This window comes from Microbispora sp. ZYX-F-249 (assembly GCF_039649665.1).
GTDB classification, from domain to species: Bacteria; Actinomycetota; Actinomycetes; order Streptosporangiales; family Streptosporangiaceae; genus Microbispora; species Microbispora maris.
Map to the genome: position 1 here is coordinate 54,501 of NZ_JBDJAW010000036.1, position 25,689 is coordinate 80,189.

27 protein-coding genes and 1 tRNA gene are annotated in these 25,689 nt (G+C 73.2%); 13 read left to right on the top strand and 15 right to left on the bottom strand.

Annotation, left to right across the window (positions count from 1 at the left end; all coding sequences use genetic code 11):
• Nucleotides 1-132 precede the first annotated feature (132 nt).
• Together AAH991_RS31455 and AAH991_RS31460 are read right to left on the bottom strand one after the other, a co-directional pair.
• A tRNA-Arg gene (locus AAH991_RS31455) sits at nucleotides 133-206 on the bottom strand.
• A 163-nt stretch (nucleotides 207-369) separates the two neighbouring features.
• Entirely contained in the window at nucleotides 370-1,248 is an 879-nt protein-coding gene (locus AAH991_RS31460; protein WP_346229555.1) for an alpha/beta fold hydrolase, read from the bottom strand.
• A gap of 166 nt (nucleotides 1,249-1,414) precedes the next feature.
• Between AAH991_RS31460 and AAH991_RS31465 the strand changes: the two genes are divergently transcribed.
• The 8 genes from AAH991_RS31465 (at nucleotide 1,415) to AAH991_RS31500 (ending at nucleotide 7,971) form a co-directional block, all read left to right on the top strand.
• Nucleotides 1,415-2,221, top strand: a complete 807-nt coding sequence (locus tag AAH991_RS31465) for a phosphotransferase (RefSeq protein ID WP_346229556.1) — start codon at nucleotides 1,415-1,417, stop codon at nucleotides 2,219-2,221.
• Nucleotides 2,222-2,257: 36 nt separating this feature from the next.
• A complete protein-coding gene (locus AAH991_RS31470; RefSeq protein ID WP_346229579.1) occupies nucleotides 2,258-3,211 on the top strand; it encodes a cobalamin biosynthesis protein in 954 nt (317 codons plus the stop codon).
• Complete coding sequence (locus tag AAH991_RS31475) at nucleotides 3,208-3,357, top strand: hypothetical protein (protein WP_346229557.1); 150 nt, start codon at nucleotides 3,208-3,210, stop codon at nucleotides 3,355-3,357. The genes AAH991_RS31470 and AAH991_RS31475 overlap by 4 nt, the downstream gene beginning before the upstream one ends.
• Before the next feature lie 10 nt (nucleotides 3,358-3,367).
• Nucleotides 3,368-3,742 (top strand): thiol-disulfide oxidoreductase DCC family protein, encoded by a 375-nt coding sequence (locus AAH991_RS31480; protein WP_346229558.1) that lies wholly within the window; start codon nucleotides 3,368-3,370, stop codon nucleotides 3,740-3,742.
• A 92-nt stretch (nucleotides 3,743-3,834) separates the two neighbouring features.
• Nucleotides 3,835-4,743: an ABC transporter ATP-binding protein gene (locus AAH991_RS31485; protein WP_346229559.1), complete on the top strand. Its 909-nt coding sequence runs from the start codon at nucleotides 3,835-3,837 to the stop codon at nucleotides 4,741-4,743.
• The gene (locus AAH991_RS31490) at nucleotides 4,724-5,524 is read left to right on the top strand and encodes an ABC transporter permease subunit (RefSeq protein ID WP_346229560.1); all 801 of its coding nucleotides are present in this window, start codon (nucleotides 4,724-4,726) and stop codon (nucleotides 5,522-5,524) included. The genes AAH991_RS31485 and AAH991_RS31490 overlap by 20 nt, the downstream gene beginning before the upstream one ends.
• The gene (locus tag AAH991_RS31495; protein WP_346229561.1) at nucleotides 5,524-6,576 is read left to right on the top strand and encodes a PucR family transcriptional regulator; all 1,053 of its coding nucleotides are present in this window, start codon (nucleotides 5,524-5,526) and stop codon (nucleotides 6,574-6,576) included. Before AAH991_RS31490 ends, AAH991_RS31495 begins: the two co-directional genes overlap by 1 nt.
• A gap of 156 nt (nucleotides 6,577-6,732) precedes the next feature.
• Nucleotides 6,733-7,971, top strand: coding sequence for a glycosyltransferase (locus AAH991_RS31500; RefSeq protein ID WP_346229562.1), 1,239 nt, complete (start codon nucleotides 6,733-6,735; stop codon nucleotides 7,969-7,971).
• Nucleotides 7,972-8,043: 72 nt separating this feature from the next.
• On the opposite strand, the gene AAH991_RS31505 is transcribed toward AAH991_RS31500, so the two are convergent.
• The 8 genes from AAH991_RS31505 to AAH991_RS31540 form a co-directional block, all read right to left on the bottom strand.
• The gene (locus tag AAH991_RS31505) at nucleotides 8,044-9,006 is read right to left on the bottom strand and encodes a quinone oxidoreductase family protein (protein ID WP_346229563.1); all 963 of its coding nucleotides are present in this window, start codon (nucleotides 9,004-9,006) and stop codon (nucleotides 8,044-8,046) included.
• 82 nt (nucleotides 9,007-9,088) lie between these two features.
• Complete coding sequence (locus AAH991_RS31510) at nucleotides 9,089-10,156, bottom strand: zinc-binding alcohol dehydrogenase family protein (protein ID WP_346229564.1); 1,068 nt, start codon at nucleotides 10,154-10,156, stop codon at nucleotides 9,089-9,091.
• Nucleotides 10,157-10,287: 131 nt separating this feature from the next.
• Nucleotides 10,288-10,641 (bottom strand): winged helix-turn-helix transcriptional regulator, encoded by a 354-nt coding sequence (locus AAH991_RS31515; protein WP_346229565.1) that lies wholly within the window; start codon nucleotides 10,639-10,641, stop codon nucleotides 10,288-10,290.
• 24 nt (nucleotides 10,642-10,665) lie between these two features.
• The gene (locus AAH991_RS31520) at nucleotides 10,666-11,352 is read right to left on the bottom strand and encodes an HAD family hydrolase (RefSeq protein ID WP_346229566.1); all 687 of its coding nucleotides are present in this window, start codon (nucleotides 11,350-11,352) and stop codon (nucleotides 10,666-10,668) included.
• Between the two features lie 4 nt (nucleotides 11,353-11,356).
• On the bottom strand, nucleotides 11,357-12,439 hold the full coding sequence (locus AAH991_RS31525; RefSeq protein ID WP_346229567.1) for an ABC transporter ATP-binding protein: 1,083 nt from the start codon (nucleotides 12,437-12,439) through the stop codon (nucleotides 11,357-11,359).
• On the bottom strand, nucleotides 12,436-13,323 hold the full coding sequence (locus AAH991_RS31530) for an ABC transporter permease (RefSeq protein ID WP_346229568.1): 888 nt from the start codon (nucleotides 13,321-13,323) through the stop codon (nucleotides 12,436-12,438). The genes AAH991_RS31525 and AAH991_RS31530 overlap by 4 nt, the downstream gene beginning before the upstream one ends.
• Nucleotides 13,311-14,147, bottom strand: a complete 837-nt coding sequence (locus AAH991_RS31535; protein WP_346229569.1) for an ABC transporter permease — start codon at nucleotides 14,145-14,147, stop codon at nucleotides 13,311-13,313. Before AAH991_RS31535 ends, AAH991_RS31530 begins: the two co-directional genes overlap by 13 nt.
• A 4-nt stretch (nucleotides 14,148-14,151) precedes the next feature.
• Complete coding sequence (locus AAH991_RS31540; RefSeq protein ID WP_346229570.1) at nucleotides 14,152-15,303, bottom strand: ABC transporter substrate-binding protein; 1,152 nt, start codon at nucleotides 15,301-15,303, stop codon at nucleotides 14,152-14,154.
• Nucleotides 15,304-15,415: 112 nt separating this feature from the next.
• On the opposite strand from AAH991_RS31540, the gene AAH991_RS31545 reads away from it, so the two are divergent.
• Complete coding sequence (locus AAH991_RS31545; protein ID WP_182908688.1) at nucleotides 15,416-16,153, top strand: GntR family transcriptional regulator; 738 nt, start codon at nucleotides 15,416-15,418, stop codon at nucleotides 16,151-16,153.
• 9 nt (nucleotides 16,154-16,162) lie between these two features.
• Here the strand turns inward: AAH991_RS31545 and AAH991_RS31550 are convergent, their stop codons facing one another.
• The 4 genes from AAH991_RS31550 to AAH991_RS31565 all read right to left on the bottom strand — a co-directional run bounded on the left by AAH991_RS31550 (nucleotide 16,163) and on the right by AAH991_RS31565 (nucleotide 18,978).
• The gene (locus tag AAH991_RS31550; protein ID WP_346229571.1) at nucleotides 16,163-16,597 is read right to left on the bottom strand and encodes a DUF6193 family natural product biosynthesis protein; all 435 of its coding nucleotides are present in this window, start codon (nucleotides 16,595-16,597) and stop codon (nucleotides 16,163-16,165) included.
• 97 nt (nucleotides 16,598-16,694) lie between these two features.
• Entirely contained in the window at nucleotides 16,695-17,603 is a 909-nt protein-coding gene (locus tag AAH991_RS31555) for a 5-oxoprolinase subunit C family protein (protein WP_346229572.1), read from the bottom strand.
• Entirely contained in the window at nucleotides 17,600-18,214 is a 615-nt protein-coding gene (locus tag AAH991_RS31560) for a 5-oxoprolinase subunit B family protein (RefSeq protein ID WP_346229573.1), read from the bottom strand. Before AAH991_RS31560 ends, AAH991_RS31555 begins: the two co-directional genes overlap by 4 nt.
• On the bottom strand, nucleotides 18,211-18,978 hold the full coding sequence (locus AAH991_RS31565; RefSeq protein WP_346229574.1) for a LamB/YcsF family protein: 768 nt from the start codon (nucleotides 18,976-18,978) through the stop codon (nucleotides 18,211-18,213). Before AAH991_RS31565 ends, AAH991_RS31560 begins: the two co-directional genes overlap by 4 nt.
• A 321-nt stretch (nucleotides 18,979-19,299) precedes the next feature.
• Between AAH991_RS31565 and AAH991_RS31570 the strand changes: the two genes are divergently transcribed.
• The 4 genes from AAH991_RS31570 to AAH991_RS31585 all read left to right on the top strand — a co-directional run bounded on the left by AAH991_RS31570 (nucleotide 19,300) and on the right by AAH991_RS31585 (nucleotide 25,318).
• The gene (locus tag AAH991_RS31570; RefSeq protein ID WP_346229575.1) at nucleotides 19,300-19,998 is read left to right on the top strand and encodes a GntR family transcriptional regulator; all 699 of its coding nucleotides are present in this window, start codon (nucleotides 19,300-19,302) and stop codon (nucleotides 19,996-19,998) included.
• A gap of 90 nt (nucleotides 19,999-20,088) precedes the next feature.
• Nucleotides 20,089-21,330, top strand: coding sequence for a hypothetical protein (locus AAH991_RS31575; RefSeq protein WP_346229576.1), 1,242 nt, complete (start codon nucleotides 20,089-20,091; stop codon nucleotides 21,328-21,330).
• Nucleotides 21,331-21,453: 123 nt separating this feature from the next.
• Nucleotides 21,454-21,720: a DUF6504 family protein gene (locus tag AAH991_RS31580; RefSeq protein ID WP_030509646.1), complete on the top strand. Its 267-nt coding sequence runs from the start codon at nucleotides 21,454-21,456 to the stop codon at nucleotides 21,718-21,720.
• A 61-nt stretch (nucleotides 21,721-21,781) separates the two neighbouring features.
• Complete coding sequence (locus AAH991_RS31585; RefSeq protein ID WP_346229577.1) at nucleotides 21,782-25,318, top strand: DNA polymerase III subunit alpha; 3,537 nt, start codon at nucleotides 21,782-21,784, stop codon at nucleotides 25,316-25,318.
• Nucleotides 25,319-25,398: 80 nt separating this feature from the next.
• Here AAH991_RS31585 and AAH991_RS31590 read toward each other — a convergent pair.
• Nucleotides 25,399-25,689: hypothetical protein (locus tag AAH991_RS31590; RefSeq protein ID WP_346229578.1), on the bottom strand; the 291-nt coding region annotated here is incomplete at its 5' end.

The following is a 25,689-nucleotide window of genomic DNA, read 5'->3' on the forward strand; positions in this document are numbered from 1 at the left end:
ACCAACATCATCCCGCGTATATCCCGTGACTGGTGACAAGCGGCGGCTCTCGGCGGCGTACGGCTGCACACGCGATCACAGCAGGATCAGGCGGAAGCCCAGCTCAGAAGGCATCCGGGCTGGATGGGGGAGCGCGCCCTGAGGGATTCGAACCCCCGACCGTCGGATTAGAAGTCCGATGCTCTATCCAGCTGAGCTAAGGGCGCTCGTGCCTAATTCTGCATGATCCGGGGACCGGGTACACACCCGGTTTCCCGGACATGGGCCGGAGCGCGCCTCCTACGGGCCCCCGAGCGCGGTGGCCGTGCCCGTCGTTGACCCGCCCAGCCTGCGCCGATGCGCTCAGGCATTCGCTGCGGAGAAGCCGGTTCAGCGCCCGTCGCCGGCGCTCGCCGTGCTGCCGCGGAGGAAGGCCAGGATGGGTTCCGCGTGCCCGCGCAGGCCGTGCGGGGCGTCGGGGAGGCAGCGGACCGTGGCGTGCCGCACCAGGCGCCGCACCCTGCGCTCGGTGTCGCGGGAGTCGAGCAGGACGTCCCGGCCGCCGAGGATCACGAGCATCGGCATCGTCAGGCCGCCGAGGGCGTCGTCGCCGAACACCGGCAGCCTCTCCCTGCGCGGCCTGAAGTGCCTGGAGACCTCGGTTGCGTAGTCCAGATACGCCGCGAAGCGCGGGTCATGCGGGGCATCTCCCATGACCATGGTGAGCAGCCGCCGTCGTCCCCGCTCACCGAACAGGAGCAGGAACAGCGCCATGAACGCGAAGCCCGGCTTCTGCCGGCCGATGCCGCCCGGGCACAGCAGCGCGAGCCGCTCGACCCGGCCGGGACGCCGGATCGCGTAGTCCAGGGCGAGCCAGCCGCCCAGTGAGGCCCCCACCAGCGACACCCGCGACAGTCCCAGCCCCTCCAGCACGTCGTCCAGCCACAGCGCGTACGCCTCGGAGTCCAGCGGGGGACGTGCGGGGGCGCTCGGTCCCGGCTCGCCGATGAGGTCGACGGCGTAGACCCGGAAATGCGGCGCCCAGGTGGCGACGTCGCCCAGCCACATCACGCAGGTCGTGCCGGATCCGTGCAGCAGGAGCAGCGGTGGGGCCTCCGGAGGGCCGGAGGCCACGACGGAGGTCTCACCCTCCCGGGTCGGGATCCGCAGCCGCTCGCTCGGGACCGGCCAGCGGGTGAGGAGCTCTTGGTACCGCTCCCGCAGTTCGCGCTCGCCCTCGATCGTGACGTAGATGCCGGTGGCAGTCATGCCCGCCTTCCTTCCCTAAAATTCCCTACAAACATTAGTAGGGAAGGTTGGGCCGTGATAGGGAGTTTCTCGATACGTGGACGATCGTCCGGTTGGCGAGACGTTTTCCCGTACTTCGTGCATTCGGGCGGAAATTTGATCGCCTGCGGGGCTAAAATCCAGCGCCATGTCCGTACGCGAGATCCCGCTCATCGGAGACGTCTCCGAGGGGGTCGTGCGGGTGGGGGCGACCGTACGGCGGCCGATGCGGCCCTCGTCGCCTGCCGTCCACGCGTTGCTGCGGCATCTGGAGGCCGTGGGGTTCGACCGGGCGCCCCGGTTCCTCGGGACCGACGAGCGGGGCAGGACGATCCTCACGTACGTCGAGGGCGTGGTGCCCGCGCATCCCCTGCCGGCGTACGCGGTGAGCGACGAGGCGCTGACGGCGGTGGCCCGGCTGCTGCGGCGCTTCCACGACGCGGCGGCGTCGTTCACCCCGCCCCCCGGCGCGACCTGGGAGGACGGCTCGGCGCCGGAGGGCCCCGCCGAGCTCGTGGGGCACTGCGACGTCACCCCCGCCAACGTCGTCTTCCGGGAGACGACGCAGGGACTGCTGCCGTACGCGCTGATCGACTTCGACCTGGCCAGGCCGACGACGCGGCTGTTCGACGTGGTCACCACGGTGCGGCACTGGGCCCCGCTCGCCGACCCGGTGGACCGCGACCCGATGCAGCGCTCCCTGGACGCGGCGGCCCGCGTCCGGCTGTTCTGCGACGCGTACGGCCTGTCCGCGCGGGACCGGCTCATGCTGGTGGAGACGGCCAGGATCCGGTTCGGCCGCTCCTACACGCTCATGCGGGACCGGGCCCGGACGCTCGGCGGAGGCTGGGCGCGCATGTGGGCCGGCGGCGCGGGCGGGCGGATCAGGCGCGCCGCCGCCTGGCTCGACGCCAACGAGGACGCCATTCAGCGGAGCCTGCTGCCCGGCTCCTGACACGGTGTACGGCAGAATGCGTGCGTGACCCGGATCATGGACGGTGCCACGGCGGCGGGGCTGCTCGCCGGGGCCGCGATCGACGCCGTGGTGGGCGATCCCCGGCGGGGTCATCCCGTCGCGGTGTTCGGAAGCCGGGCCGCCGCCCTCGAAAAGCGCTTATATCGCGACTCGCGGTTAGCCGGCGTGGCCTACACAGCCCTCTGCGTGGGCGCCGCCACGGCCACCGGGGTCGTCGCGGAGCGGCTGACCCGGTCGAGCCCGGTCGCGCGGGGCGTGGTCACCGCCGCCGCCACCTGGGCGGTGCTCGGCGGCACGACGCTGGGCAGGGAGGGCGCGCTGATGGCCCGCTCGCTGGAGGAGGGCGACCTGGCCGCCGCCCGCGCGCGCCTGCCGCACCTGTGCGGGCGCGACCCGTTCGGGCTGGACGCGGCGGAGCTCGCGCGTGGCACGGTCGAGTCCATCGCGGAGAACACCTCGGACGCCGTCGTCGCCCCGCTCGTGTGGGGCGCGGTCTTCGGGGTGCCCGGCCTGCTCGGCTACCGCGCGGTCAACACGCTCGACGCGATGGTGGGCCACCGGTCGCCGCGCTACGCGAGGTTCGGCTGGGCCTCCGCCCGGCTGGACGACGTGGCCAACTACCTGCCGGCCCGGCTGACCGCCCTGCTCACGGCGGGCCTCGCCGGTCTGGCCGGCGGTTCCCCGCGCCGCGCGGCGGCCGCCTTCGTGCGGGACGGGCACCGCCATCCCAGCCCCAACTCCGGACGCTGCGAGGCGGCCTTCGCCGGCGCCCTCGGCGTACGTCTCGGCGGGGCCAACGACTACGGCGGCAGGGTGGAGCACCGCCCGGAGCTGGGCGACGGCCCCCGCCCTGCCGTCTCCGACATCCCCAGGTCCGTACGGCTGGCGCGCGCGGTGTCGTACGCGTCGGTCGGCCTTGCCGTCGCCGCCCGGCTCGCCCTCGCCCGCAACCGCCGAAGGGGCCGATGATGAATGCACTCGTCCTGCTGCTGGTCTTCGCGGTCGTCTTCAGCGTCGGGGTCGCGGTGATCATCGTCGCGGTGCTGGCCCTGCGGGCGTCACGGCGGCCCGCGCCGCCACCACGAGACCGGAATGATCCGTCCCAGGATTGGTAGTTTCGATGACATGGGCGACGCGAACCGGATCCTGCTGGTCTTCGACGGCGACTGCGCCTTCTGCCAGACGTGCGTGAACGCGGGGCATCGGTTCCTGCCGTACATGCCCGCCGTACGGGCCTGGCAGGGCCTCGACCTCGGCGCGGCGGGCCTGACACGCGAGGAGGTCACGACGTCCGTGCAGCTCCTCGGCCCGGATGGGCTGCGCGCCCACGGCGCGCGGGCCATAGCGGTGATGCTCGCCCTGCAGCCGGTCGTGGCCTGGCGGGCGGCCGGCCGGGTGATGCTGACGCCGCCGGTGAACTGGCTCGCCGAGGCGGGCTACCGGCTGGTCTCCCGCTACCGCCACCTCCTGCCGGGCTCGACCACCTGCGGCACGTCTTGACCTCCGCTTTGCCGAAGGTGCGAACGAAGAAGACCGGCAAGTGTCCGGAAGCGGGCATACCCCGCGCCTGACGCGAGCGCCACCATTGCGGCATGACAGCAGTGGTGGAGACCGAAGGACTGACCAAGTTCTACGGTACGAGACGGGGCCTCGAGGACCTCACCCTCGAGATCCGGCCGGGCGAGGTGTTCGGCTATCTGGGCCCCAACGGCGCCGGCAAGACGACGACGATCCGGCTGCTCCTGGACGTGATCCGGCCGACGTCTGGCCGGGCGAGCGTCCTCGGCGCCGACACCCGCGATCCGCGGGTACGCGCCCGGATCGGCTACCTCCCGGGCGAGCTGGCCCTGGAGGGCAGGGAACGGGCCCGCGAATACCTCCAGTTCCTCGCCGACGTACGCGGCGGGGTGAACCGCGGCAGGATCGACGAGCTGGCCGAGCGGCTCGACGCGGACCTGTCGGCCAGGATGGGCGAGCTTTCCAAGGGCAACAAGCAGAAGGTCGGACTGATCCAGGCGTTCATGCACGAGCCCGAGCTGCTCATCCTCGACGAGCCGACGAGCGGGCTCGACCCGCTGGTGCAGCAGGAATTCCTGGCCATGGTCCGGGAGACGCGCACGGCGGGCCACACGGTCCTGATGTCGTCGCACGTGCTCGCGGAGGTGGAGCACGTGGCCGACCGGGTGGGCATCGTCCGGGCGGGCCGTCTCGTCGCGGTCGAGGACATCGCGGCGCTGCGCGAGCGGGCCGTACGGCACGTGGAGCTCCACTTCGACGCGCCCGTGCCCGCCGAGTCGTTCGAGGGGCTCCCGGGCGTACGCGACGTGGTCGTGCAGGGCGCGAGCCTGCGCTGCACGATCGACGGCAGGCCGGACGCGCTGATCAAGGCGGCGGCCCGTCACACCGTGGTCCACATGGTCAGCGCGGAGCCGGACCTCGAGGAGATCTTCCTGACCTACTACAGCGAGGAGGAGGGCCGTCATGCCCACGCTGGTGCGTAAGAGCCTCGGGGAGTACCGCCGTGCCCTCGTCGGGTGGACGGTCGGGCTGTGCGCGTTCCTCGGGATGTACATCTCGATCTACGCGAGCATGATGAAGGATCCCGAGACCTTCAGTGCGCAGGCCATCGCCAAATATCCCGGCGCGTTCAGGGACCTGATGGGCGGCATGTCCGACATCGCGACCGGGCGCGGTTATCTGCAGGCCGTCGCCTACCAGCTGCTCGGCCCGCTGCTGTTCACCATGTGCGCCGCGATCCTCGGCAACCGGGCCATCGCGGGCCCGGAGGAGGCCAAGACGCTGGAGCTCACGCTGACGCTGCCGATCGACCGCAGGCGGCTGCTGCTGGAGCGCTGGGCCGCGCTGGCGCTCGGCCTGCTCGCCGTGGCGCTGGTCACGCTGGCCGTCGCCACCGGGGCGTCGTCCGCCGCCGGCATGGACGTCCCGTTCGGGAGCATCCTCGCCGCGCACACCGGGCTGTTCCTGCTGGTGCTGTTCTTCGGGACGCTGACGCTGTGCGTGGGCGCGGCCTTCGGGCGCAAGCAGGTCGCGCTCGCCGTGGTCGGCGTGTGGGGCGTCGCCGGCTACGTCGTGGAGACCATGGGCAGGAACGTCGACGCGATCTCCTGGCTGCGCTGGATCTCGCCCGTCCACTACTACCTCGACGGCAGGCCGCTCTATCAGGGCTGGCCGTACGGCGACTACCTTGTGCTGCTGGGTGCGACGGCCGTCCTGCTCATGACGGCGCTGCTCGCCTTCGAACGGCGTGACGTAGGAGTCTGATGGACAGCGTTCTCGCTCGCGTGAGCGAGGCGACCGGGGTGCCCGCCGACTTACTCGGCGGGTTCCTGTCGGTTCTGGCCGCGTCGGCCGCCACCGGCAGGCTGCCCGGCCGCGCCGACATGGACGGCCTGCGCGAGTGCGGCGCCCTCGCCGCCGAGCGCGGCATCCCGCTGCGGGTGCTCGCCGACGCCTGCCTGCACGCCGCCGAGCTCACCTCCGGTGGGGCGTTCGGCGCCGTACGCCGCGGCATGGCCGCCTACATCGAGGGCTACGAGGAGGCCCAGCGCGCCGCCCTCCGGCAGGAGGAGGAGGCCCGCCGGCTGTTCGTCGACGACCTGCTGCAGGGCAGGGCGGACGCCGAGCGGGCCGAGCACTTCGGCCTGCGGCTCGCGGGGGCGTACGTCGTGACCGTGGCGCGGCCGGACGTCCCGGTGGCGCCGGGCGACCCGCTGGCCGGGCGGATCGAGCAGGCGCTGGTGGCGAGGTTCGGCTCGCACAACATCCTGGTCGCCGTCCGCGACGGCCTGCTGGTGTGCGTGTCCCCGGCCGCGCTGGCCGCCGCGAGCGGCGAGTTCACCCACCACGTACGCGCCGCGCTCACGAACTGGCGGGCCGGGGTGGGCCGCCCCCACCAGGGCCCCGGCGGCATCGTCACCTCCTATCGCGAGGCGGCGGGCGCTATCGACCTCGGCGAGCGCCTCGGCCTGCGGGCCCAGGTGCTGAAGGCGGCCGACCTGCTGGTCTTCCCGGTGCTGCTGCGGGACAGGGAGGCGATCGTGGACCTCGTCTCCACCGTGCTCGGGCCGCTGACCTCCGCCCGCGGCGGCCCGGAGCCGCTGCTGGAGACGCTGGAGGCCGTCTTCGCCTCCCAGGGCAACCACACGGCGGCGGCGCGCAGGCTCGGCATCAGCACCCGGGCGATCACCTACCGGCTGGAGCGGATCCGCCGGCTGACCGGCTTCTCGCCGAGCGACCCCACCCAGCGGTTCACGCTGGAGACGGCCGTGCTCGGGGCCCGCCTCCTGGAGTGGCCGGCCCATCCTCTGGCCTGATCCGGGCATCCCCGCCACCTTCAACGTATAGGGGAAGGGGGGACTTGCGGCAAGGCCCCGGTGACGCCGCAGAATCGGAGGCCGTCAGCCGGGCCGCCCGGTGCGGGACAACGGCCGCGGGCGGGTTCACGTTCCATGCCGTCACGGGGGAGAGCCATGCGCGTGCTGTTGTCCACGATCGGGACGCGGGGGGAAGTCCAGCCGATGGTCGCGCTGGCCGTGGAGCTGCGGAGGCTCGGGCACGAGGCCCGGCTGTGCGTGCCTCCCGACTTCCGCGACTGGATCCAGGGTTTCGGATTGCCCGTCGTGCCGATCGGGCCCGAGCTGCGCCCGACCGCGTCGGCCGCGTCGGCGGCCCCACGGGTCCAGGCCCCGCCCACGCCCGAGCAGCGCCGGCGGATGCTCGACGGCACGGTCGCCGTCCAGTTCGCCACGGTCTCCGCGGCGGCCGAGGACTGCGACGTCATCGTGGGAGGCGGGGCCATGTCGATCGCCGCCCACTCGGTGGCGGAGCGGAGGGGGATCGGCTACGTCTACGTGAGCTACTGCCCGGTCACGCTGCCGTCGCCGCACCACGCACCCCTGCCCATCTGGGGGGAGGGGCCGGCGGACGCGCCGGCCGGCAACCGCGCGCTCTGGGCGGAGGACGCGCGGCGCTGGAACGAGATGGCCGGCGCCGCGCTCAACGCCCACCGGGTCTCGGCCGGCCTTGATCCGGTCGCGGACACCCGGGGACACATGTTCACCGACCGGCCCTGGCTGGCCGCCGACCCGACGCTGGGCCCCTGGCCCGAGCCGGCGGACCTCGACGTCGTGCAGACGGGCGCCTGGATCCTGCCGGAGCGGCGCCCGCTGCCACCGGAACTGGAGAAGTTCCTCGACGACGGCGAGCCGCCCGTCTGCGTCGGCTTCGGGAGCGTCCGCGCTCCCCGTGACATCGCGCGGGCGGCGGCCGGCGCGGCCCGCGCGCTCGGCCGTCGCGTGGTGGTGCTCCGCGGCTGGGCCGGCCTGTCCCCGGCGGACGACGGGCCCGGCTGCCTGGCCGTCGACGAGGCCGACCAGCGTGCGCTGTTCCCCCGGGTCGCCGCCGTCGTCCACCACGGCGGCGCGGGCACCACGACCGCCGCCGCGCTGGCCGGGACGCCCCAGGTCGTCGTGCCGCAGCACTACGACCAGCACTACTGGGCGCGGCGGGTCGGCGATCTCGGGATCGGGACCGCGCATGCGCCCGCCGAGCCGACCGCCGAGTCGCTCACCGCGGCCCTCCGGCGGGTCCTCCACCCCGATGTGGCGGCCCGTGCCGCCGCCGTCGCGGGCGAGGTGCGCACCGACGGCGCCGAAGTCGCGGCGCGGCGTCTGGTCGCCATGGCCGCCGCAGGACGGTTCCCGGGATGACAGAGGAGCGACCCGCACCCACACCCTGCGGCCGGCGTGGGACTGGGCGCGGCGTTCGCGGCGGGTGGACGCTCAGGGGATAAGCAGCAGCTTGCCGGTCGTCCGCCTGGCTTCCAGGTCGTCGTGGGCGCGCCGGGCCTCGGCCAGCGGGTAGCGCTGGGAGACGTGCACCTTCACCGCGCCGGAGGCGACCCAGCCGAGCAGGTCGTTCGCCCGCGACAGCAGCTCCTCGCGAGTGGCCGTGTAGTGCCCGAGCGTGGGCCGGGTCAGGAACAGCGAGCCGCCCGCGTTGAGCCGCTGCGGGTCGAACGGCGGTACGGGCCCGCTGGCCGCGCCGTACAGCGCCATCATGCCGCGCGGCCGCAGCGACGCGAGTGACCCGTCGAACGTGGCGGCGCCGACCCCGTCGTAGACGACGTGCACCCCGGCGCCGTCGGTGATCTCCTTCACGGCCTCGGAAAAGCCGTCGTAGCCGACGACCTCGTCGGCGCCCGCCTGCCGGGCGAGCTTCTCCTTCTCGGCGCTGGAGACCGTGCCGATCACGCGCGCGCCGCGCAGCTTGGCCATCTGGACGAGCAGCAGGCCCATGCCGCCGGCCGCCGCGTGCACGAGCACGTCGTCATTCGACCGGACCGCGTACGTGGAGTGGGTCAGGTAGTGCGCGGTCAGCCCTTGGAGCAGCACCGCCGCCGCCAGGTCCGGCGACAGCCCGTCGGGCAGCCGGATGGCCTTGTCCGCCGGGACCACGGCCTTGGTCGCGTACGAGCCCATGACGCTGGCCCAGCCGACCCGGTCGCCGGGCACGAGGTCGGTCACGCCGGGCCCGACGGCCGTGACCGTGCCGGCTCCCTCGTTGCCGGGCACCAGCGGCAGCGACAGGGGATAACGGCCCTCGCGGTGGTAGACGTCGATGAAGTTGACGCCCGTCGCCGCGACCTCGACCAGCACCTCACCGGGGCCGGGCTCGGGGTCGGGCCGCTCGGCGTACTCCAGCACCGAGGAATCACCGTACGCGGGGACGACGATGGCATGCATGCGCGGCTCCTGTCTGATCTCTCCTGAATGCCCCTAACCGGTCGCTCCCGGAAGGTTGTTCCCGGGCCCGGCGAGGCGGGCCTCAGAAGCCGGTGAGGGTGATCTTGCCGATCGCGGTGCCCGACTCGAGGATGCGGTGGGCCTCGCGCAGGTTGGCGGCGCTGACCGGGCCGAGATCCAGGTTGGCGGTGGACGTGACGACCCCGGCGTCGACGAGCCGCGCGACCCGGTCGAGGATGCGGTGCTGGTTCACCTGGTCCGGGGTCCGGAACAGCGAGTGGGTGAACATGAGCTCCCAGTGGAAGGCGATGCTCTTCGACTTGAGCACGCCGATGTCGAGGGAGTCGTGGTCGTCGATGGCGACGATCCGGCCGAAGGGGGTGAGCGCCTCGGCGTAGGCCGCGAGGTTGCGGTCGGTGCCGGTCGTGCTGAAGACGAAGTCCACGCCGTCCGGCGCGACCTCGGCCAGCTGCTTGGCCAGCGGGGCGCGGTGGTCCACCACGTGATGGGCGCCCATCCGGCGGGCGAACTCCACGGTCTCCGGCCGGGAGGCCGTGCCGATCACGGTCAGCCCGGTCAGGGCGCGTGCGAGCTGCACGACGATGGAGCCGACGCCGCCCGCGGCCGCGGTCACCAGCAGCGTCCCGGTCTGATCCGCGTCGTGGGGCAGGGCGTCGCCGCGCAGGCCCAGCCGCTCGAACAGGCCCTCCCAGGCCGTGAGGGAGGTCAGCGGCAGCGCGGCGGCCTCGGTGAAGGACAGCGTGGCGGGCTTGTGGCCGGCGATGCGCTCGTCCACCACGTGGAAGCGGGAGTTCGCGCCGGGCCGGTCGATCGCGCCGGCGTAGTAGACCTCGTCGCCGACCTCGAACAGCTCCACCTCGCCGCCCACGGCGACCACGGTGCCGGCGGCGTCCCAGCCGAGCACCTTGGGCTCGCCGCCCGGATCGCTGCCCTGCCGGACCTTGTAGTCCACCGGGTTCACGGCGACGGCCTCCACCCGGACCAGCAGGTCGCGCGGGCCGGGCTCGGGCACCGGCAGCTCGACGTCCAGGAGGCTCCGCGGGTCGTCGACGGGAAGGCTGCGCCGGTAGGCGACGGCGGGCATGACGGCGGGCACGGTGGACATGGTCGGGCTCGGGTACTCACTCATGATGGTCCTCCCACACACGAAGGCGGCCGGTGCGGATCGCACGGCGGCGCGGTGACGGTGGGACGGTACCCGCCGGAGCCTGGTTACCCGCAAGGGACACGAGTATCCGATGGGAACCATAAAGGTGGAGGCTAGTCGGAGCCGGGAAAGCGGTCGATGTTGCGCTCCACCCACGTCCGCAGGTGGGCGAGCGGGACGTTGGCGTCCCTGCCGAGTGGGGTGAGGCTGTATTCCACGCGCAGCGGCACCTCCGGATACACCTCGCGGTGGACGAGGCCGTGGTCCTCCAGGCGGCGCAGGGTCTGGGTGAGCACCTTGGGACTGACGCCCTGGAGGCGGGCGCGCAGCGCGCCGAAACGCCGCGGGCCGTCCTCCAGGGCGCCCAGGGCCAGCGCGCTCCACTTGTTGGCCAGCAGGTCGAGCATGTCGCGGCACGGGCAGGCGGCGGAGTAGACGTCCTTCGGATCGTCGCACATGGTGCTCATGCCGCGAAGATATCCAAAAGGAACTTATGGCCTTGGGGGAACCGGGCCGGAGGCCAGCCGGCGCAGCAGCGGCAGGTCGACGCTCTCCAGCGTCGGCACGGTCGTCACGCCGCTCACCGCGCCCGGGAGGCCGACCGCGATGACGGCGCACCCGGCGGCCCGGGCCGAGGCGACGCCTGTCGGACTGTCCTCGATCGCCACGCACGCGGCGGGGTCGACGCCGAGCCGCGCGGCGGCCGCCAGGTACGGATCGGGCGCCGGTTTGTTCCTGGCGCTGTCCCCGGCGGCCACCGACAGCCGGAAGCGGTGCCCGCCGACGGTCTCCAGCACCAGGTCCACGACCGGCCGGGGGGACGCGCTGACCAGCCCGGCCGGGACCCCGGCCGCGCGCAGGGCCTCCAGCAGCGCGACCGCGCCGGGGAGCGTGGTCACCCCGCTTTCGAGCCGGACGGTGAACGCGTCCGTCAGCATGGCCTCGACGGCCCGTGCCCCGGGGCCCCCGGGACCCCCGGTGGCGTCCAGGGCGGCGGTGATGCGCAGGGCGGCGTCCTCGACCGACAGGCCGTACAACGCCTCCCGATCGGCGTCCCCGAGAGGGGAGCCCAGGCCGTCGGCGACCTCCACGCAGGCGTCCCACCACAGGCCCTCGGTGTCCACCAGCGTGCCGTCCATGTCGAACAGGACCGCCGCCGGGCAAACCTCGCCGGTCATGGCACTAGACGACATCGGGTTCGGGGACCGCCGCCGCGGCTCCGGTCTCCGCGCGGGCCGACACGAGCACGGGCCGCTCGACCAGCCCGGCGCGTACGGCGGTGCCGGGCGCGAAGCGCGCGGAGTCGTGTCCGGGCACGTCGGCGAGCACCTCGGTGCCGTCGCCCAAACGGACCCGCAGCCGGGCGGTGGAGCCGCGGAACGACGAGACCATGACGATCCCGTCGCCCTCGCCGTCGGGGGTGACCAGCACGGCCTCTGGCCGTACGAGCACGTCCACCCGCGCGGCGTCCGGGGCCGGCCCCTCCACCGGCAGCGTCTGGCCGAGGACCGTGACCCGGTCGCCCGACACCAGGCCGGGCAGGTGGTTCATCGCCCCGACGAACTCGGCGACGAACGGGGTGGCCGGCCGGTCGTACAACGTGGCGGGGCCCGCGACCTGCTCCAGGCGGCCGTCGCGCAGCACGGCGACCCGGTCGGCCATCGACAGCGCCTCCTCCTGGTCGTGCGTCACGAAGATCGTCGTGATGCCGAGGGAGAGCTGCAGGCGGCGGATCTCCTCGCGCAGCGTGACCCGCACCTTGGCGTCGAGCGCCGACAGCGGCTCGTCCAGCAGCAGCACCCTGGGCTCCAGGGCGAGCGCGCGGGCCAGCGCCACGCGCTGCTGCTGACCGCCGGACAGCTGGTGGGGGTAGCGGTCGCCGACCGAGGGCAGGCCGACCAGCTCCAGCAGCTCCTGCGCGCGGGCGTGCCGCCTGGCGGCGGGCACCTTGCGCACCCGCATGCCGAAGCCCACGTTGTCCCGCGCGTTGAGGTTGGGGAAGAGGCTGTAGGACTGGAAGACCATGCCGGCGTCGCGCCGGTTGGCCGGCACGCGCGTGATGTCGGCGCCGTCCACCAGGACCTCGCCCTCGTCGGGCTGCTCGAAACCGGCCAGGCAGCGCAGCGCGGTGGTCTTGCCGCACCCCGACGGGCCGAGCAGCGCGATCAGCTCGCCGGGCTCCACCGTGAGGTCGAGTCCGTCCAGCGCGACCGTGCTGCCGAACCGCCGCCGCAGGCCGCGGAACTCGACCCGGGCGCCGTTCATGATCCACTCCTTTGCCTCGCGCCGGCGGACGACAGGGCGAGCAGCAGCAGCCAGGTGATCAGCAGGCTGAACACCGAGACGGCCACCGACACCTGCGCCTGTGAGCCGGAGATCCGGTAGATCCAGTTGGGGAAGGTCTCGAAGCTGAGCAACCGGGCGGTGGTGAACTCCCCGAGCACCAGCGCCAGCGTGAGGAACGACGCGCTCGCCATCGCCGACCGCATGTTCGGGATGATCACCCGCAGCAGCACGTGGGGCCACGACGCCCCGAGGTTCCTGGCCGCCTCCGACAACGTGCGCACGTCGATCGCGCCCAGGCCCGCGTCGAGCGAGCGGTAGGCGAACGGCAGCGCGAGCACGACGTAGGCGAGCACGAGCACCACCGGGAAGCCGGGGTTCTGCAGCGCGATGATCGTCTGGTAGAAGGGCGTGCTCGCCAGGTAGTCCGGCCCCCACCGCAGCACCGTGCTGATCCCGGCCACGAACGTGATCGGGGGCACGACCAGCGGCAGCGTGCAGACCACCTCCAGCACCGGCCGCAGCCGCGGCGCGCCGAGCCGTACGGCCACCACGGCGGGCAGCGTCAGCAGCAGCACCAGCACGATCGTGGCGAGCCCGAGCCCGAGCGACAGCAGGAGGCTGCCGCCGAAGCTTTCGGCCGAGAAGATCTGGCCGTACGCGTCGAGCGAGAAGCCCTGGTCGGGAGCCTTCACCGTGAAGACGAACGACGCGATCAGCGGGACGAGGAAGTAGACGGCGGCGAGCACGAGGACCACGCCGCGCCACACCCGGGGACGGCGCGGCCGGCCGCCGCGCGCGGGCGCCGCTCCGGGGGCGACCTGTGTGGTCACCTGTGTGGAAACCTGGGGGGTCAGCGAAGCCATCGGGCGCTCCTTCGCTGCAGCGGGAGGTAGACGGCCATGACCAGGCCCGCGACGACGATCATGTCGAGGCTGAGGGCCAGCGCGACGTTCTCGTGCCCGATGAGGACGTTGCCGGTGAGCGCGTCGGCGATCTTCAGCGTGACCAGCGGGACGGTGGACCCGACCATGGCCTGCGCCGTGGCGTAGGCCGAGAACGCGCCGCCGAACAGCAGCACGACCCCGCCGAGCAGCGCCGGGGTCAGCACCGGGATCCCGACGTACCGCCAGAACTGCCAGGTGCTCGCGCCGTTGTTCTGCGCGGCCTCACGCCACTGCGGGCGCAGCCCGTCCAGCGCGGGCACGACCGTGAGCACCTGGAGGGGGATGGAGAAGTACAGGTAGACCAGGGTGAGACCCCAGAAGTTGTACAGGCTCCACCCGTGCTGGCCGAGGCCGAGCGTGGTGGTGACGACGCCCGAGTTGCCGAGCGTGGCGATCCAGGCGAAGGCCAGCGGCACGCCGCCGAAGTTGGCCAGCACGCCGGAGGCGGTCAGCACCGCCTCGCGCAGCGCCCGGAACCTGGAGGTCACCACGGCCTGGGCGAGGAAGGTGCCGAGCACCCCGCCCAGCACCGCCACGAGTGCCGAGATCTTGACGCTGCCGAGCAGGGCGGTCAGGTACGCGCCCTGGAGCGACTCGGTGAGGTTGGCGGTGCTGAGCGTGCCCTCCTTGGTGAACGTGCCACCGAGGAGGACCAGCATCGGCACGCCGAAGACGATGACGGCGAAGACCAGCAGCGGCGCGGCCGCCCACCGGCTCTTCGATCGCGTACGGCTGTCGTGCACGGTCTCAGCCCGAGACCGCCGCGCCCCACCCGCTCGCCAGGACCTCCTTGGCCTTGTTGACCTGGTCCGGAGTGGGGAAGGAGGGGGTGCCCTCGACCTTGGGGAGCTGGTCGACCATGGCGGCGTCCGCGCTGCCGTCCTCCTGCATGGACGGCAGCAGCACCGGGCGGGCGTAGCCCTTCAGCCACAGGTTCTGGCCCTCGGCGCTGTAGAGGAACTCCTGCCACAGGCGGGCGGCGGCGGGGTGCGGCGCCCACTTGTTGATCGCCTGGGCGTAGAAGTTCGCGTACTGCCCGTCCGAGGGGATCGCGATCTTCCAGTCCACGCCCTTGGACGCGAACTCCTTGGCGTAGCTGGCCTGCAGGTAGTCCCAGTCGAGGGTGATCGGGGTCTCGCCCTTCTCCACCGTGGCGGGGGTGGCCTCCACGGGGTTGAAGTTGCCGTTCTCCTTGAGCTTCTTGAAGAAGTCGATGCCGGGCTGGATGTCGTCGAACGAGCCCTGGCTGGCGAGCGAGGCGGCGTACACGCCGGCGAAGGCGGCGCCGGCCTTGGTCGGGTCGCCGTTGAGCGCGACCATGCCCTTGTACTCGGGCTTGAGCAGGTCGGCGAACGTCTGCGGGCAGGTCTTGACCCGCTTGGCGTCGCAGCCGATGGAGATGTAGCCGCCGTAGTCGTAGTACCAGGCGCCGCTCGCGTCCTTCTGCCCGTCGGGGATCTTGTCCCAGCTCTGCACCTTGTACGGCGCGAACAGGCCCTCCTGCGCGCCGCTGAGCGCGAAGGCGCTGCCGAGGTCGAGCACGTCGGGGGCGCGGTCCTGGCCCTTGAGGGTCTTCACCGCGTTGATCTCGTCCTGGCTGGAGCCGTCGGGGTTGTCGTTGGTGATCTTGATGCCGTACTTGGCCTCGAACGCCTTGATGACCTCGCCGTAGTTGGCCCAGTCGGGCGGCAGCGCGATGGTGTTGAGCCGGCCCTCCTTCTTGGCGGCCTCCACCAGCTTGTCCATGCCGCCGAAGTCCTGCGCGGAGGTCGCGGAGGCGGCCTTGGAGTCGCCGGATCCCGAGCCGCCGCCGGCGGTCGTCGGGGCGGCGCCGCACGCCGCGATCACTGAGGTGGTTATCGTGAGCGCGGCCACGAGGCCGGCGGTACGTGTGGACAAGGGTCCCTCCCACTATGGTGCGTGGATCGAACTTAGGCGAACTTGTACAAACAAGCCAGAGCCAGTAAGTCGCATATCGATGTCAGTCGCGTGAACGGAAGGGCTCAGCACGATGGCGCGCTACGAACAGATCGCGAGTGACCTGCGGGACGCCATCGTCAGGGGGGACTATCCGATAGGCGCTCAGCTTCCCTCCGAGGCTGAGCTGGCCTTACGGTATGCCGCCGCGCGCGGGACCGTCCGCCAGGCCGTCGCCCTGCTCGCCGCCGAAGGGCTGGTCGGGTCCCGGCAGGGCGCCCGGCGCATCGTGCTCGGCAGCGAGCGCAGCCAGAGCTTCGCCGAGTTGCACAGCTTCGCGCAGTGGGCCCGCTCGATGGGCTACCGCGCCAGCGGGACCGTGCTGTCCTCCGGGCGCCGCCCGTGCTCGCCCTCCGAGGCCGTACGGCTGTCGCTCGAACCGGGGGAGGAGGTGCTCGCCGTGCTGCGGCTGCGGCGGCTCGACGGCGAGCCGGTGCTGGTCGAGCGCACCGTCTACGCCGGCTGGATCGCCCCCGCCGTCGAGCGGCTCGACCCCGACTGCGAGTCGGTGACCCAGGAGCTCTACGAGTCGGTCGGCCTGGTCTTCGCGTACGGCGAGCACCTGATCGACGCGGTGGCGGCCGGCAGCGAGGACGCCCGGCTGCTCGGCGTGCGGCGGGGCAGCCCCCTGCTGCGCCAGCGCCGCGTCACCACCACCCAGGAGGGACGGCCCGTCGAGTCCTCCGACGACCGCTACCGCGCCGGCAGCGTGACCTTCAGCATCCGCAACTCCACCGCGGCCAACCCCCTCGTCCGCCGCGCCGGCGACTGACCGGCCCGGTCAGGACAGGAAGGAGCGGGCGAGTCCCACGGCCTCCGGCAGCGAATCGGCTTCCCCCGTCGAGCCGTTCCAGGTCGCCTCGACCCGCAACCCTCCGCTGGGCAGCGGCACGAGCCGAAGCTCCCCCAGTGACGTGTCGCGAACATCCCGGTAGAAGCGCAGGGCGCCATGGCTGACGTAGGGGAAAAGGGCGCCCAGCCGCTCGTCGGAACGGGCCGCGTGCAACAGCGGCCGGACGTGAACGAGTTCGGGATGTCCGAGGAGCTCGTCCCACCGGGTGGGGATCGGGTCACCCCGTTCGAAGGCAAGAGCCAGCACGTTCGTCCGCATGAAGGGGAAGCGGTGCACCAGCTCGTCCGGGGTCGCGCCCCTGCGCCAGGCGTCCGCGACCTCGGTGACCGCCGCCAGGTCGTCGGTGGCGCCGCTCGCCCACACATGCCCCAGGTGCGAGATCCTGATGGAGAAGAAGCGCTTTTCGGCGCCGAGGAGGATCGCGATCCTGCCCCGAGGGACTCCTCTGGCCGGTGGGCCGTTAGCCGCCGGCCACCCGGACACCGGCGGTCAACCGGAAACGGACGCGCTGCCCGGGGCGGGCCTGCGCCGCCCGGTCGACGTCGGCGTCGCGCAGCACCGCTATGACGGGGTATCCGCCGGTCACCGGGTGATCGGCGAGGAAGAGCGTCGGCTGGCCGGACGGCGGCACCTGCAGCGCGCCGGGGACCATGCCCTCGCTCGGCAGCTCTCCTTCGCGCGCGCGTTCCAGGCGAGGCCCGCGCAGCCGCATGCCGACACGGTCGCTGTGCGCGGTGACCTCGTACGGCTCGGCGCACAGGGCCGTCAGCGCCTCCGGCGTGAACCAGTCGTGGCGCGGCCCCGGGATCACGGCCAGCGTGAGGACGCCGGACTCGGGCTGGGGCACCGGCGCGAGATCGGCCACGGGGAAGTCCGCCGGCGCGGGCCCGACCGGCAGCACCGATCCGGGGGCGGGACGCTCCGGGCCGAGCCCCGAGAGCAGGTCGGTGGCCCGCGACCCCAGCACCTCCGGCACGTCGATCCCGCCGCGGACCGCGAGATAGGTCCGCAGCCCGCGCGGCGGCACGCCGAGCCGGAGCGTGGCCCCGTCCGGCAGGCGCTCGACCGACGCGTGCCCGATGCCACGCGGGCGCCCTTCCGCGTCGGTGACGATGGCGGGGCAGGGCGCGCCGGTGAGCGCCACGAGCAGGTCGCCGGTGGCGCGCGCCCTCAGCCCGCCCAGTGTCACCTCCAGGCAGGCCGCGTCCTCGGGATTGGCCAGCAGGCGGTTGGCCAGCCGCAGCGCGCCGCGGTCGGCCGCGCCGGAACGCCCGACGCCGAGATGGCCGTGCCGGCGCCGCCCGAGGTCCTGCACGGTGGTGAGCGGACCGGGAGCCAGCACCACCAGCGCACGCCGGGACTCGTTCACGACTCCTCCGTGAACCGCACCCGGACTCCCGGGCGCAGCAGGGCGGGCGGATCGGCCGCGATGTCCCACACCGCGGTCTCGGTGCGCCCGATCAGCTGCCACCCGCCCGGCGACTCGCGCGGGTAGACCCCGCTGAACTCCCCGGCGAGCCCCACGGCGCCGGTGGGCACGCGTACGCGCGACTCCGGCCGCCGCGGCACGGCGAGCCGGGGGCCGCCGCCGATCAGGTAGCCGAAGCCGGGGGCGAACCCGCAGAAGGCGACGGTCCAGAGCGTCCCGGTGTGCACCGCCACGACCTCGCGTTCGGTGAGCCCGGTCAGCGCGGCTACGTCGGCGAGGTCGGCGCCGTCGTACACCACCGGGATCACCACCTCGTCGGCCGTCGCACGGCGGCCTCCCGCGGGCCGTACGGCCAGGATGGCGGACTCCACCATGGCGTGGCGCGCCGGCGGCTCGAACCGGACGAGCACCGTCCGCGCCGCGGGGACGATGCCGACGACTCCCGGCGGGGGGTCGGCCGCGAGGGCGTCGTAGAGGGCGACGACCTCCTCGAGCCGGTCGAGCTCGACCAGGACCGCGTGCTCGCCGCAGCGGTGCAGCCGTGCGTTCACCGGCTCTCCTCGACGAACGGCGCCAGGCCGATGCCGCTCGCCTTGAGCGCGTCACGGACCTCCAGGGCCATGGCGACGGCGCCGGGACTGTCGCCGTGCACGCAGATCGAGTCGGCCGTGACGGTGAGCGGTGTCCCGTCGGCGGCCTCGACCGGCTCGCCCATGGCCATGCGCACGCAGCGCTCGGCGACCAGGGCGGGATCGTGCAGGACGGCGCCGGGCACGTCGCGCGGCACCAGCGTGCCCTCGGGGGTGTAGGCGCGGTCGGCGAAGCACTCGGCGATCGTGGTCAGCCCGGCCCGGCCGGCCTGGCGCAGCCACGCCGAGCCGGGCAGGCCGAGCACGGGCAGGCCGGGATCGTAGGCGCGCACGGCCGCGACCACCGCGGCGGCCTGCGCCTCGTGATGCACGATCGCGTTGTAGAGCGCGCCGTGCGGCTTGACGTACCTGACCCTGGCGCCCGCGACCCGGGCGAAGGCGTCCAGCGCCCCGATCTGGTAGATGACGTCGTCGGCGAGTTCGACGGGTGGCACGTCGACGAACCGCCGCCCGAAGCCCGCCAGGTCGCGGTAGCCGACCTGCGCGCCGATCACCACGCCACGCGCGGCCGCGGTCTCGCACGTACGCCGCATGATCACGGGGTCGCCCGCGTGGAAGCCGCAGGCGACGTTGGCGCTCGTGACGATCGACAGCAGCGCCTCGTCGTCGCCGAGCCTCCACTGGCCGAACCCCTCGCCGAGGTCGGAGTTGAGGTCGATACTCATGGTCCGGAAGGGCATGTCAGCTCCAGAGTGCGCTGATCCCGCTCAGGGAGTTCCAGCCGAGACAGATGGTGAGCGCCCGGGCCGTGAACACCAGGCCGCCGAAGGCGCCAGGGTGAAGCCGCCTGGATCGTCGGGGGTGTGGTCATGGAGACTCCATTCGCCGGCCTCCCCTCGAAGCTAGAGGATTGTTCAACAATCCAGCAATACTTTTGTGGATTACTTCCGCGCTACACCGTGAGTCCACGCACCGGCCCCGCACGCGGCCGGACCGGCGCGTCCGGCCTAAGCTGGGTGATCCGGCGACCAAGAAGGGTTACGGGAATGACGGCTATGGCTGACTGGGCCGCACGGTTGAGCGCGGCTCGGCCGCTGCTCGATCGGGCCAGCGCCGCCGAACTGGTCGCCGACGTCCTGCGGGAGAACGTGATCGACGGTTCCCTGCCGCCGGGCACCCGCCTGTCGGAGGAGACGATCGGCAACCTGCTCGGCGTCTCCCGCAACACCCTCCGGGAGGCGTTCAGGCTGCTGTCGCACGAGAACCTGCTGGTGCACGAGCTGCACCGCGGCGTCTTCGTACGCAAGCTCGCGGCGGCCGACGTGGCGGACATCTACGCGATGCGGCGCGTCCTGGAGACGGCGGGCGTGCGGGCCGCCGCCACGGCCCCGCCCGAGGCCGTACGGGAGGTGGGGCGTCATGTCGAGGAGGGCCGGTCCGCCGCCGGGGCCGGCGACTGGGTGGCCGTCGGCACCGCCAACATGCGGTTCCACCGGGCGATCGCCGGGCTGCTGTCCAGCCCGCGCGTGGACGAGAGCATGGCGCGCCTGCTCGCCGAGCTGCGCCTGGCCTTCCACGTGATGGGCGAGCTCAGGACCTTCCACGAGCCTTACCTGGAAGACAACGCGCGCATCGCCGCGCTGCTGGCCGAGGGCGACCACGAGCGGGCCGAGCGGGAACTGCTCGCGTACTTCGACGCCGCGCAGGCCCAGCTGTTGGCCGCCTACGCGGCACACACCGGCTGAGCCCGCCGGCCTGGGCTTGCCGACCTGAGCTTGCTGACCGGGGCTCGCCGTACCGGAGAACCGGATGACCGGCCGCGGCGTCCTACGGATATGCGGACGCGGATTCTCGGAGTGATGGCGGCGCTGGCCGCGGCGATCCTGCCGGTGGCATGCGCGTCGACCACGCCCCGCGATCTCGAGACCTGGAACGAGTCGGACGCCGTGAGCGGCCCGCCCATCGAGCGGGAGCGCCCCTCGCCCTCCTGCCTGACGGGGTCGCCCACGCCGGCACCGGGCGGGGAAGACGGGCGGGCCGGAGGGTGGCGCGTGGCGCACTACGACTACCGCGACCGCCTCGGGGGCCTGGCCGTGACCCGCGAGGGGACCGTGTGGGCGGCCGGCACGCGGGTGCCCCGCCCCTGCGGGGCCGAGACGAAGGCGCCGCTGCTGCTGCGCGGGGACGGCGGGCGGTGGGACGAGGTCGCGGCCCCGCCGATGGTGCCCGAGCCGAGAGCCGTGGCGGCGTCCTCCGACCGCGACGTGTGGCTGTTCGGCGGGGAGAACGCCGCGCACTGGAACGGGCGGAAATGGACCGCGGCGCCCGGTCCTGGCCCGGAGCCGAGCCGGGTGCACGCGGCGGCGCCCGGCGACGTGTGGGCGATCGTGAACGCGAACTTCCTGCATGGGGCCGGGGGAGCCGAGGAGCCCTGGAGCTCCTTCTCGGACCTGCGGCACTGGGACGGCGCCGCCTGGCGCACCGCGCGTGCGCCCCTGGTCGCCAAGGACGTCGGCGGCCTGCCCGGCGGGGAGGTCTGGGCGGCCGGGTCCAGTCGCGGCCGGGCCGCCGTCGCCCGGTGGAACGGCTGGTCCTGGAGCACGGTCCCGCTGCCCGCGGTCCCCGCCTTGCATCGGGGCCAGATCTCCGAGCTCGTCGACCTCGCGGTGGACGAATCGGGCCGGGTGGCGGCCGTCGGCTGGGTCGCGTGGGTCTGCGGCGTCCAGGAGGAGGACGTGACCCACTGCGGCCGCACGCTGTTGCTGCGGCGGGAGAACGGGCGGTGGAGCTACAGCCTGCCGCCCGAGCCCGGGCTCGACCCCCGCCTGCGGCTGGAGGCCGACGGCCGGGGCGGGTTCTGGCTGTTCTACTCCAGGACCGAGTGGAACACGGCGGTCGGTCACCTGTCGGGCGGCAAGTGGACGTACGGGACGTTTCCGGCCGGGCCGCTCGGGCACACCCGGGTGGCGGCCGTAGTGAGGCAGCCGGGGACGGCGCGCGTCTGGGCGGTGGCGGCCGACGACACGGAAGCCGAGGGGCCGCCCTACCAGGGCAGCGGCGTCTGGCTCGCCGACTGAACACGCGGTCCGCCGACTTGCGTTCACCCTCCTGGGAACGTATGTTCGAAGTAGCGGCGATTCTGCCCGAATCATCCGCCCGTCTTCCCCCGGGTGGCCAGAAAGCCACAGGGAGAAGGAGTCTTGAGCAGACTTTACGGCGATCCGATCGAGGTGTGGGTCCGGGACGGGCACCCTGCTCAGTTCGTCTGGCGTGACCGGCTCTACACCGTCCGCGAGATCCAGGACCACTGGGTGGTCGCCAGGGAGTGGTGGAAGACCTCGGACGCCGATCCCGGCGAGCGGCGCTTCTGGCGAGTGGGGGCCGCGGCCGGCAAGGAGGTCGGGACCTATGAACTGCGCTTCGACACCGCCAGCGGCGGATGGCTCCTGCTGAGGGCCTGGGACTGATGGGAACGCTCCAGCCACCCACGACGACCGGGGGACGGGCCGCTGGAGGACGGACCGGGGGATGGACGGGGGCGCGCACGTGACGCACGCCTTCGCCCACCTGCACGTGGCGTCCGCCTTCTCGCTGCGGTACGGCACCGCGTTCCCGGCCGCCCTCGTCCGGCGGGCCGCCGAGCACGGCATGGACACGCTGGCGCTGACCGACCGCGACGGCCTCTACGGCGTGATCAAGCACGTCATCGCGTGCCACGAGCAGGGTGTCCGCCCGGTCGCCGGCGTGGATCTGGCCCTCGGCCCGGGCTCCACGCCGGACGACCTGTTCGGCGGTGGTCTTCCGCCGTCCGGCCGTCGTACGGCACACAGGAGGCCGGCGGCCGAGCCGGCGCGGGTCGTCGTGCTCGCGCGCTCGCACGGCTGGGCCGCGCTGTGCCGCCTGGTCACCGCCGCCCACCACGCGGGGGAGCGCGGCGAGCCGCACGTCACGCCGGGGATGGTGGCCGAGCACGCGACCGGCCCGGACGGGGAGCCGCGGCTGACCGTGCTGCTCGGGCCCCGCTCCGGGGTCGGCCGAGCGGTGGCCGAGCGGCGCGACGACCAGGCCCGCGCCCTGCTGGCCGCCTGGCGCGCGGTGGTCCCCGACCTGGTCGTCGAGGTGTCCGACCTGTACGGCTACCGCGACGCGAACACCGCCGCCCGCATGATCGGGCTGGCGGACTCGATGGGCGTGCCGGTCGTGCTGACCAACGCGGTCCGCTACCTGGACGCCGCCGATCACCAGGTCGGCAACGTGCTCGACGCGGCGCGCAAGCTGGTGCCCCTCGACGGGCGGCATCTGGACGATCCCACGGCCCACGCGTACCTGAAGGACGGCGCGGAGATGGCGCGGGTGGCCGCGCGGATCTGCGGCGGCGACACCGGCCGGGCCGGGCGGCTGCTGGCCGAGACGCGGCGTGTGGCCGACCGGTGCGTGCTCGACCCCGTCGAGATCGTGCCGCTGCTCGAACCCGAGCGGCCCCGGCTCCACCTGCCGGAGGCCGGCGAGGACCCGGTGCCCCTGCTGCGGCGCCGCTGCGAGGAAGGGCTGGCCCGGCGGGGGCTGGAGCGCTCGGCCGAGGCCCGCGACCGGCTGGCCGCCGAGCTCGGCGTCATCGAGAAGAAGCGGCTGTCGGGCTACTTCACCTCCGTCGCCGGCATCACGGACATGATCCGGGCGATGGGCGTGCGGTGCGCGATCCGCGGCTCGGGGGCGGGCAGCCTGGTCAACTACCTGATCGGCATCGGCGAGGTGAACCCGCTCGAACACGGCCTGCTGATGGAGCGCTTCCTGTCGGAGGGCCGCAAGGGCCTGCCCGACATCGACATCGACGTGGAGTCGGCCCGCCGCCTCGACTGCTACCGCGCGATCCTCGACCGGTACGGCGAGAGCCGGGTGGCCTGCGTGTCGATGATGGAGACCTACCGCGCCCGCAGCGCGATCAGGGACGTCGGCGCCGCCATGGGCCTGCCGCCGCACGAGATCGACGTCATCGCCAAGGCGTTTCCGCAGGTGCGGGCCAGGCAGATCAGGGCCGCGCTGTCCGACCTGCCGGAGCTGCGCGACAGCGGGCTGAACGACCGGTCGCTGGAGACCGTGTTCCGCCTGGCCGAGCGGCTCGACGGGCTGCCCCGGCACATCGCGCTGCACCCCTGCGGCGTGCTGATCGGCAACTCCACGCTGCGCGACCGCACGCCGGTCGAGCGCAGCCTGCTGGAGTTCCCGATGTCGCAGTTCGACAAGGACGACGTCGAGGAGGCGGGCCTGCTCAAGCTCGACGTGCTCGGGGTGCGCATGCAGTCGGCGCTCGCCTACGCCCTCCAGGAGATCGAGCGGGTCGAGAACCGGAAGATCGACCTGGACGCCGTGCCCCGCGACGACACCGCCACCTACGGCATGATCCGCCTCAGCCGCACGATCGGCTGCTTCCAGATCGAGTCGCCGGGACAGCGCGAGCTGGTCGCCAAGCTGGAGCCGCGGACGATGCACGACCTGATCGTGGACATCTCGCTGTTCCGCCCGGGGCCGGTCAACTCCGACATGGTCACGCCGTACCTGGAGACCAGGCATGGCTTCCGCGAGCCGCGTTACCCGCACGAGTCGCTGCGCGAGGCGCTGCGGGAGACCAACGGGGTGGTCGTCTTCCACGAGCAGGTCATGAAGGTCATCGACGTCATGACCGGGTCGGGGCTGTCGGAGGCCGACCGGGCCCGCCGCGCCCTCGGGACGCCGGAGGGCCGTGCCGCCGTACGCGCCTGGTTCGTGCCGCTCGCCAGGGAGAACGGCTACGCGCCCGACGTCGTCGAACGGGCGTGGAAGGTGCTCGACGCGTTCGGCGGGTTCGGGTTCTGCAAGGCGCACGCGGCGGCGTTCGCGCTGCCCACCTACCAGTCGGCCTGGCTGAAGCGGCACCACACCGCCGCGTTCCTCGCGGGCGTGCTCACCCATGACCCCGGCATGTACCCGAGCCGGGTCATCCTCGACGAGGCCCGCCAGTGCGGGGTGGACGTCCTGCCTCTCGACGTCAACCGTTCGGGGAAGACCTGGCTGGTGGAGCGCACGGATTCGACGCGGTCCGGGGAGTTCGGCCGCGGGTACGGCCTGCGGGTGCCGTTCTCGGCCGTCCGGGGGGTGAGCGAGGCCGAGGTGGACCGCATGGTCGCGGGCCGGCCGTACACCTCGCTGGCCGACTTCTGGGAGCGGGCCCGGCCCTCGCGGCCGGTCGCCGAGCGGATCGTGGAGGTCGGCGGGTTCGACGCGCTGCACGGCCTGCGGCCGGGGGAGCCGCGCTGGCGGCCCGGACGGCTGACCCGGCGTGACCTGATCGCCCAGGTCGGCGCGCTCGACCGCGGCTCTCCCGCGGGCGCGGAGGGACAGCTCCCGATGGGGTTCACCGACCATGTCACGCCCGGAGAGCTGCCGGAGATGACCGAGGCCGAGGCCGTCGAGGCCGAGCTGGAGATCCTCGGCATGGACGTGAGCCACCACGTCATGGACTTCTACCGCGACCTGCTCGACGCGCTCGGCGTGACGCGGGCCAGGGACCTGCTCCGGCAGCGCAACGGCGCGGAGGTCCTGGTCGCGGGGGTCAAGGTCGCCACCCAGACGCCGGCCGTCCGGTCGGGCCAGCGGGTGATCTTCACCACCGTCGACGACTCCACCGGCCCGATCGACCTGACGTTCTTCGAGTCGGTGCAGGCGCACACGGCCGCGACGGTGTTCGGGTCGTGGCTGCTGGCGGCCAGGGGGGTGGTGCGGCGCACCGGGGGCCGGGCGGTCTCGCTGCGCGCCGTGAACTGCTGGAACCTCGCCGACCTCGACCGGGTGTGGCGCACCGAGGGGCTCGACGCCGTACGCGCCCTGATCAGCGAGATGCCCGCGCCCGGCGCCGGGGTGGGCGGACGGCCCATCGAGTACGGCAACGGCTTCCGGGTGTCGCCCTACTCCGACAACGGAGCCCCGCCGGCCGCGCGGGAGGGGCGGTTCCTCGGCCACCCGGGGGAGCCCCAGCGGCGGCTCTGGCACGCCAGCTCCGGCAGCTCGGGACCGCCGCCCGGCCGCTGATCCTCCCCGCCCTGCCGGTGTTGTCTTCCCGGCGCTTCCGGGTGCGGGACCGGACAGCGCTGTCCGGTCCCGCCGTGTGTTCAGCCGAAGTTGATCCAGGCCCGGGTGGAGCCGGTCTGGGGGTCGACGTCGAGGTAGTCGGCCCGGCCGTCGGCGTTGAGGTCGGCGAACTGGATCCGGGTGCCGTCGACGCCGACACCGCTGGCGATCTGCCCGCCGGGGAACCAGTACCAGTCGCCGCCGCTGGGCTTGGGGCCGCCGTTCTGCCAGACCTGAACGGAGCTGTCGTCGCCCATGAGGATGTAGTCGGCGGACCGGGTCCCGTAGAGCGGGGCGAAGCGGATACGGCTGCCGGGTGCGCCGACGCCACT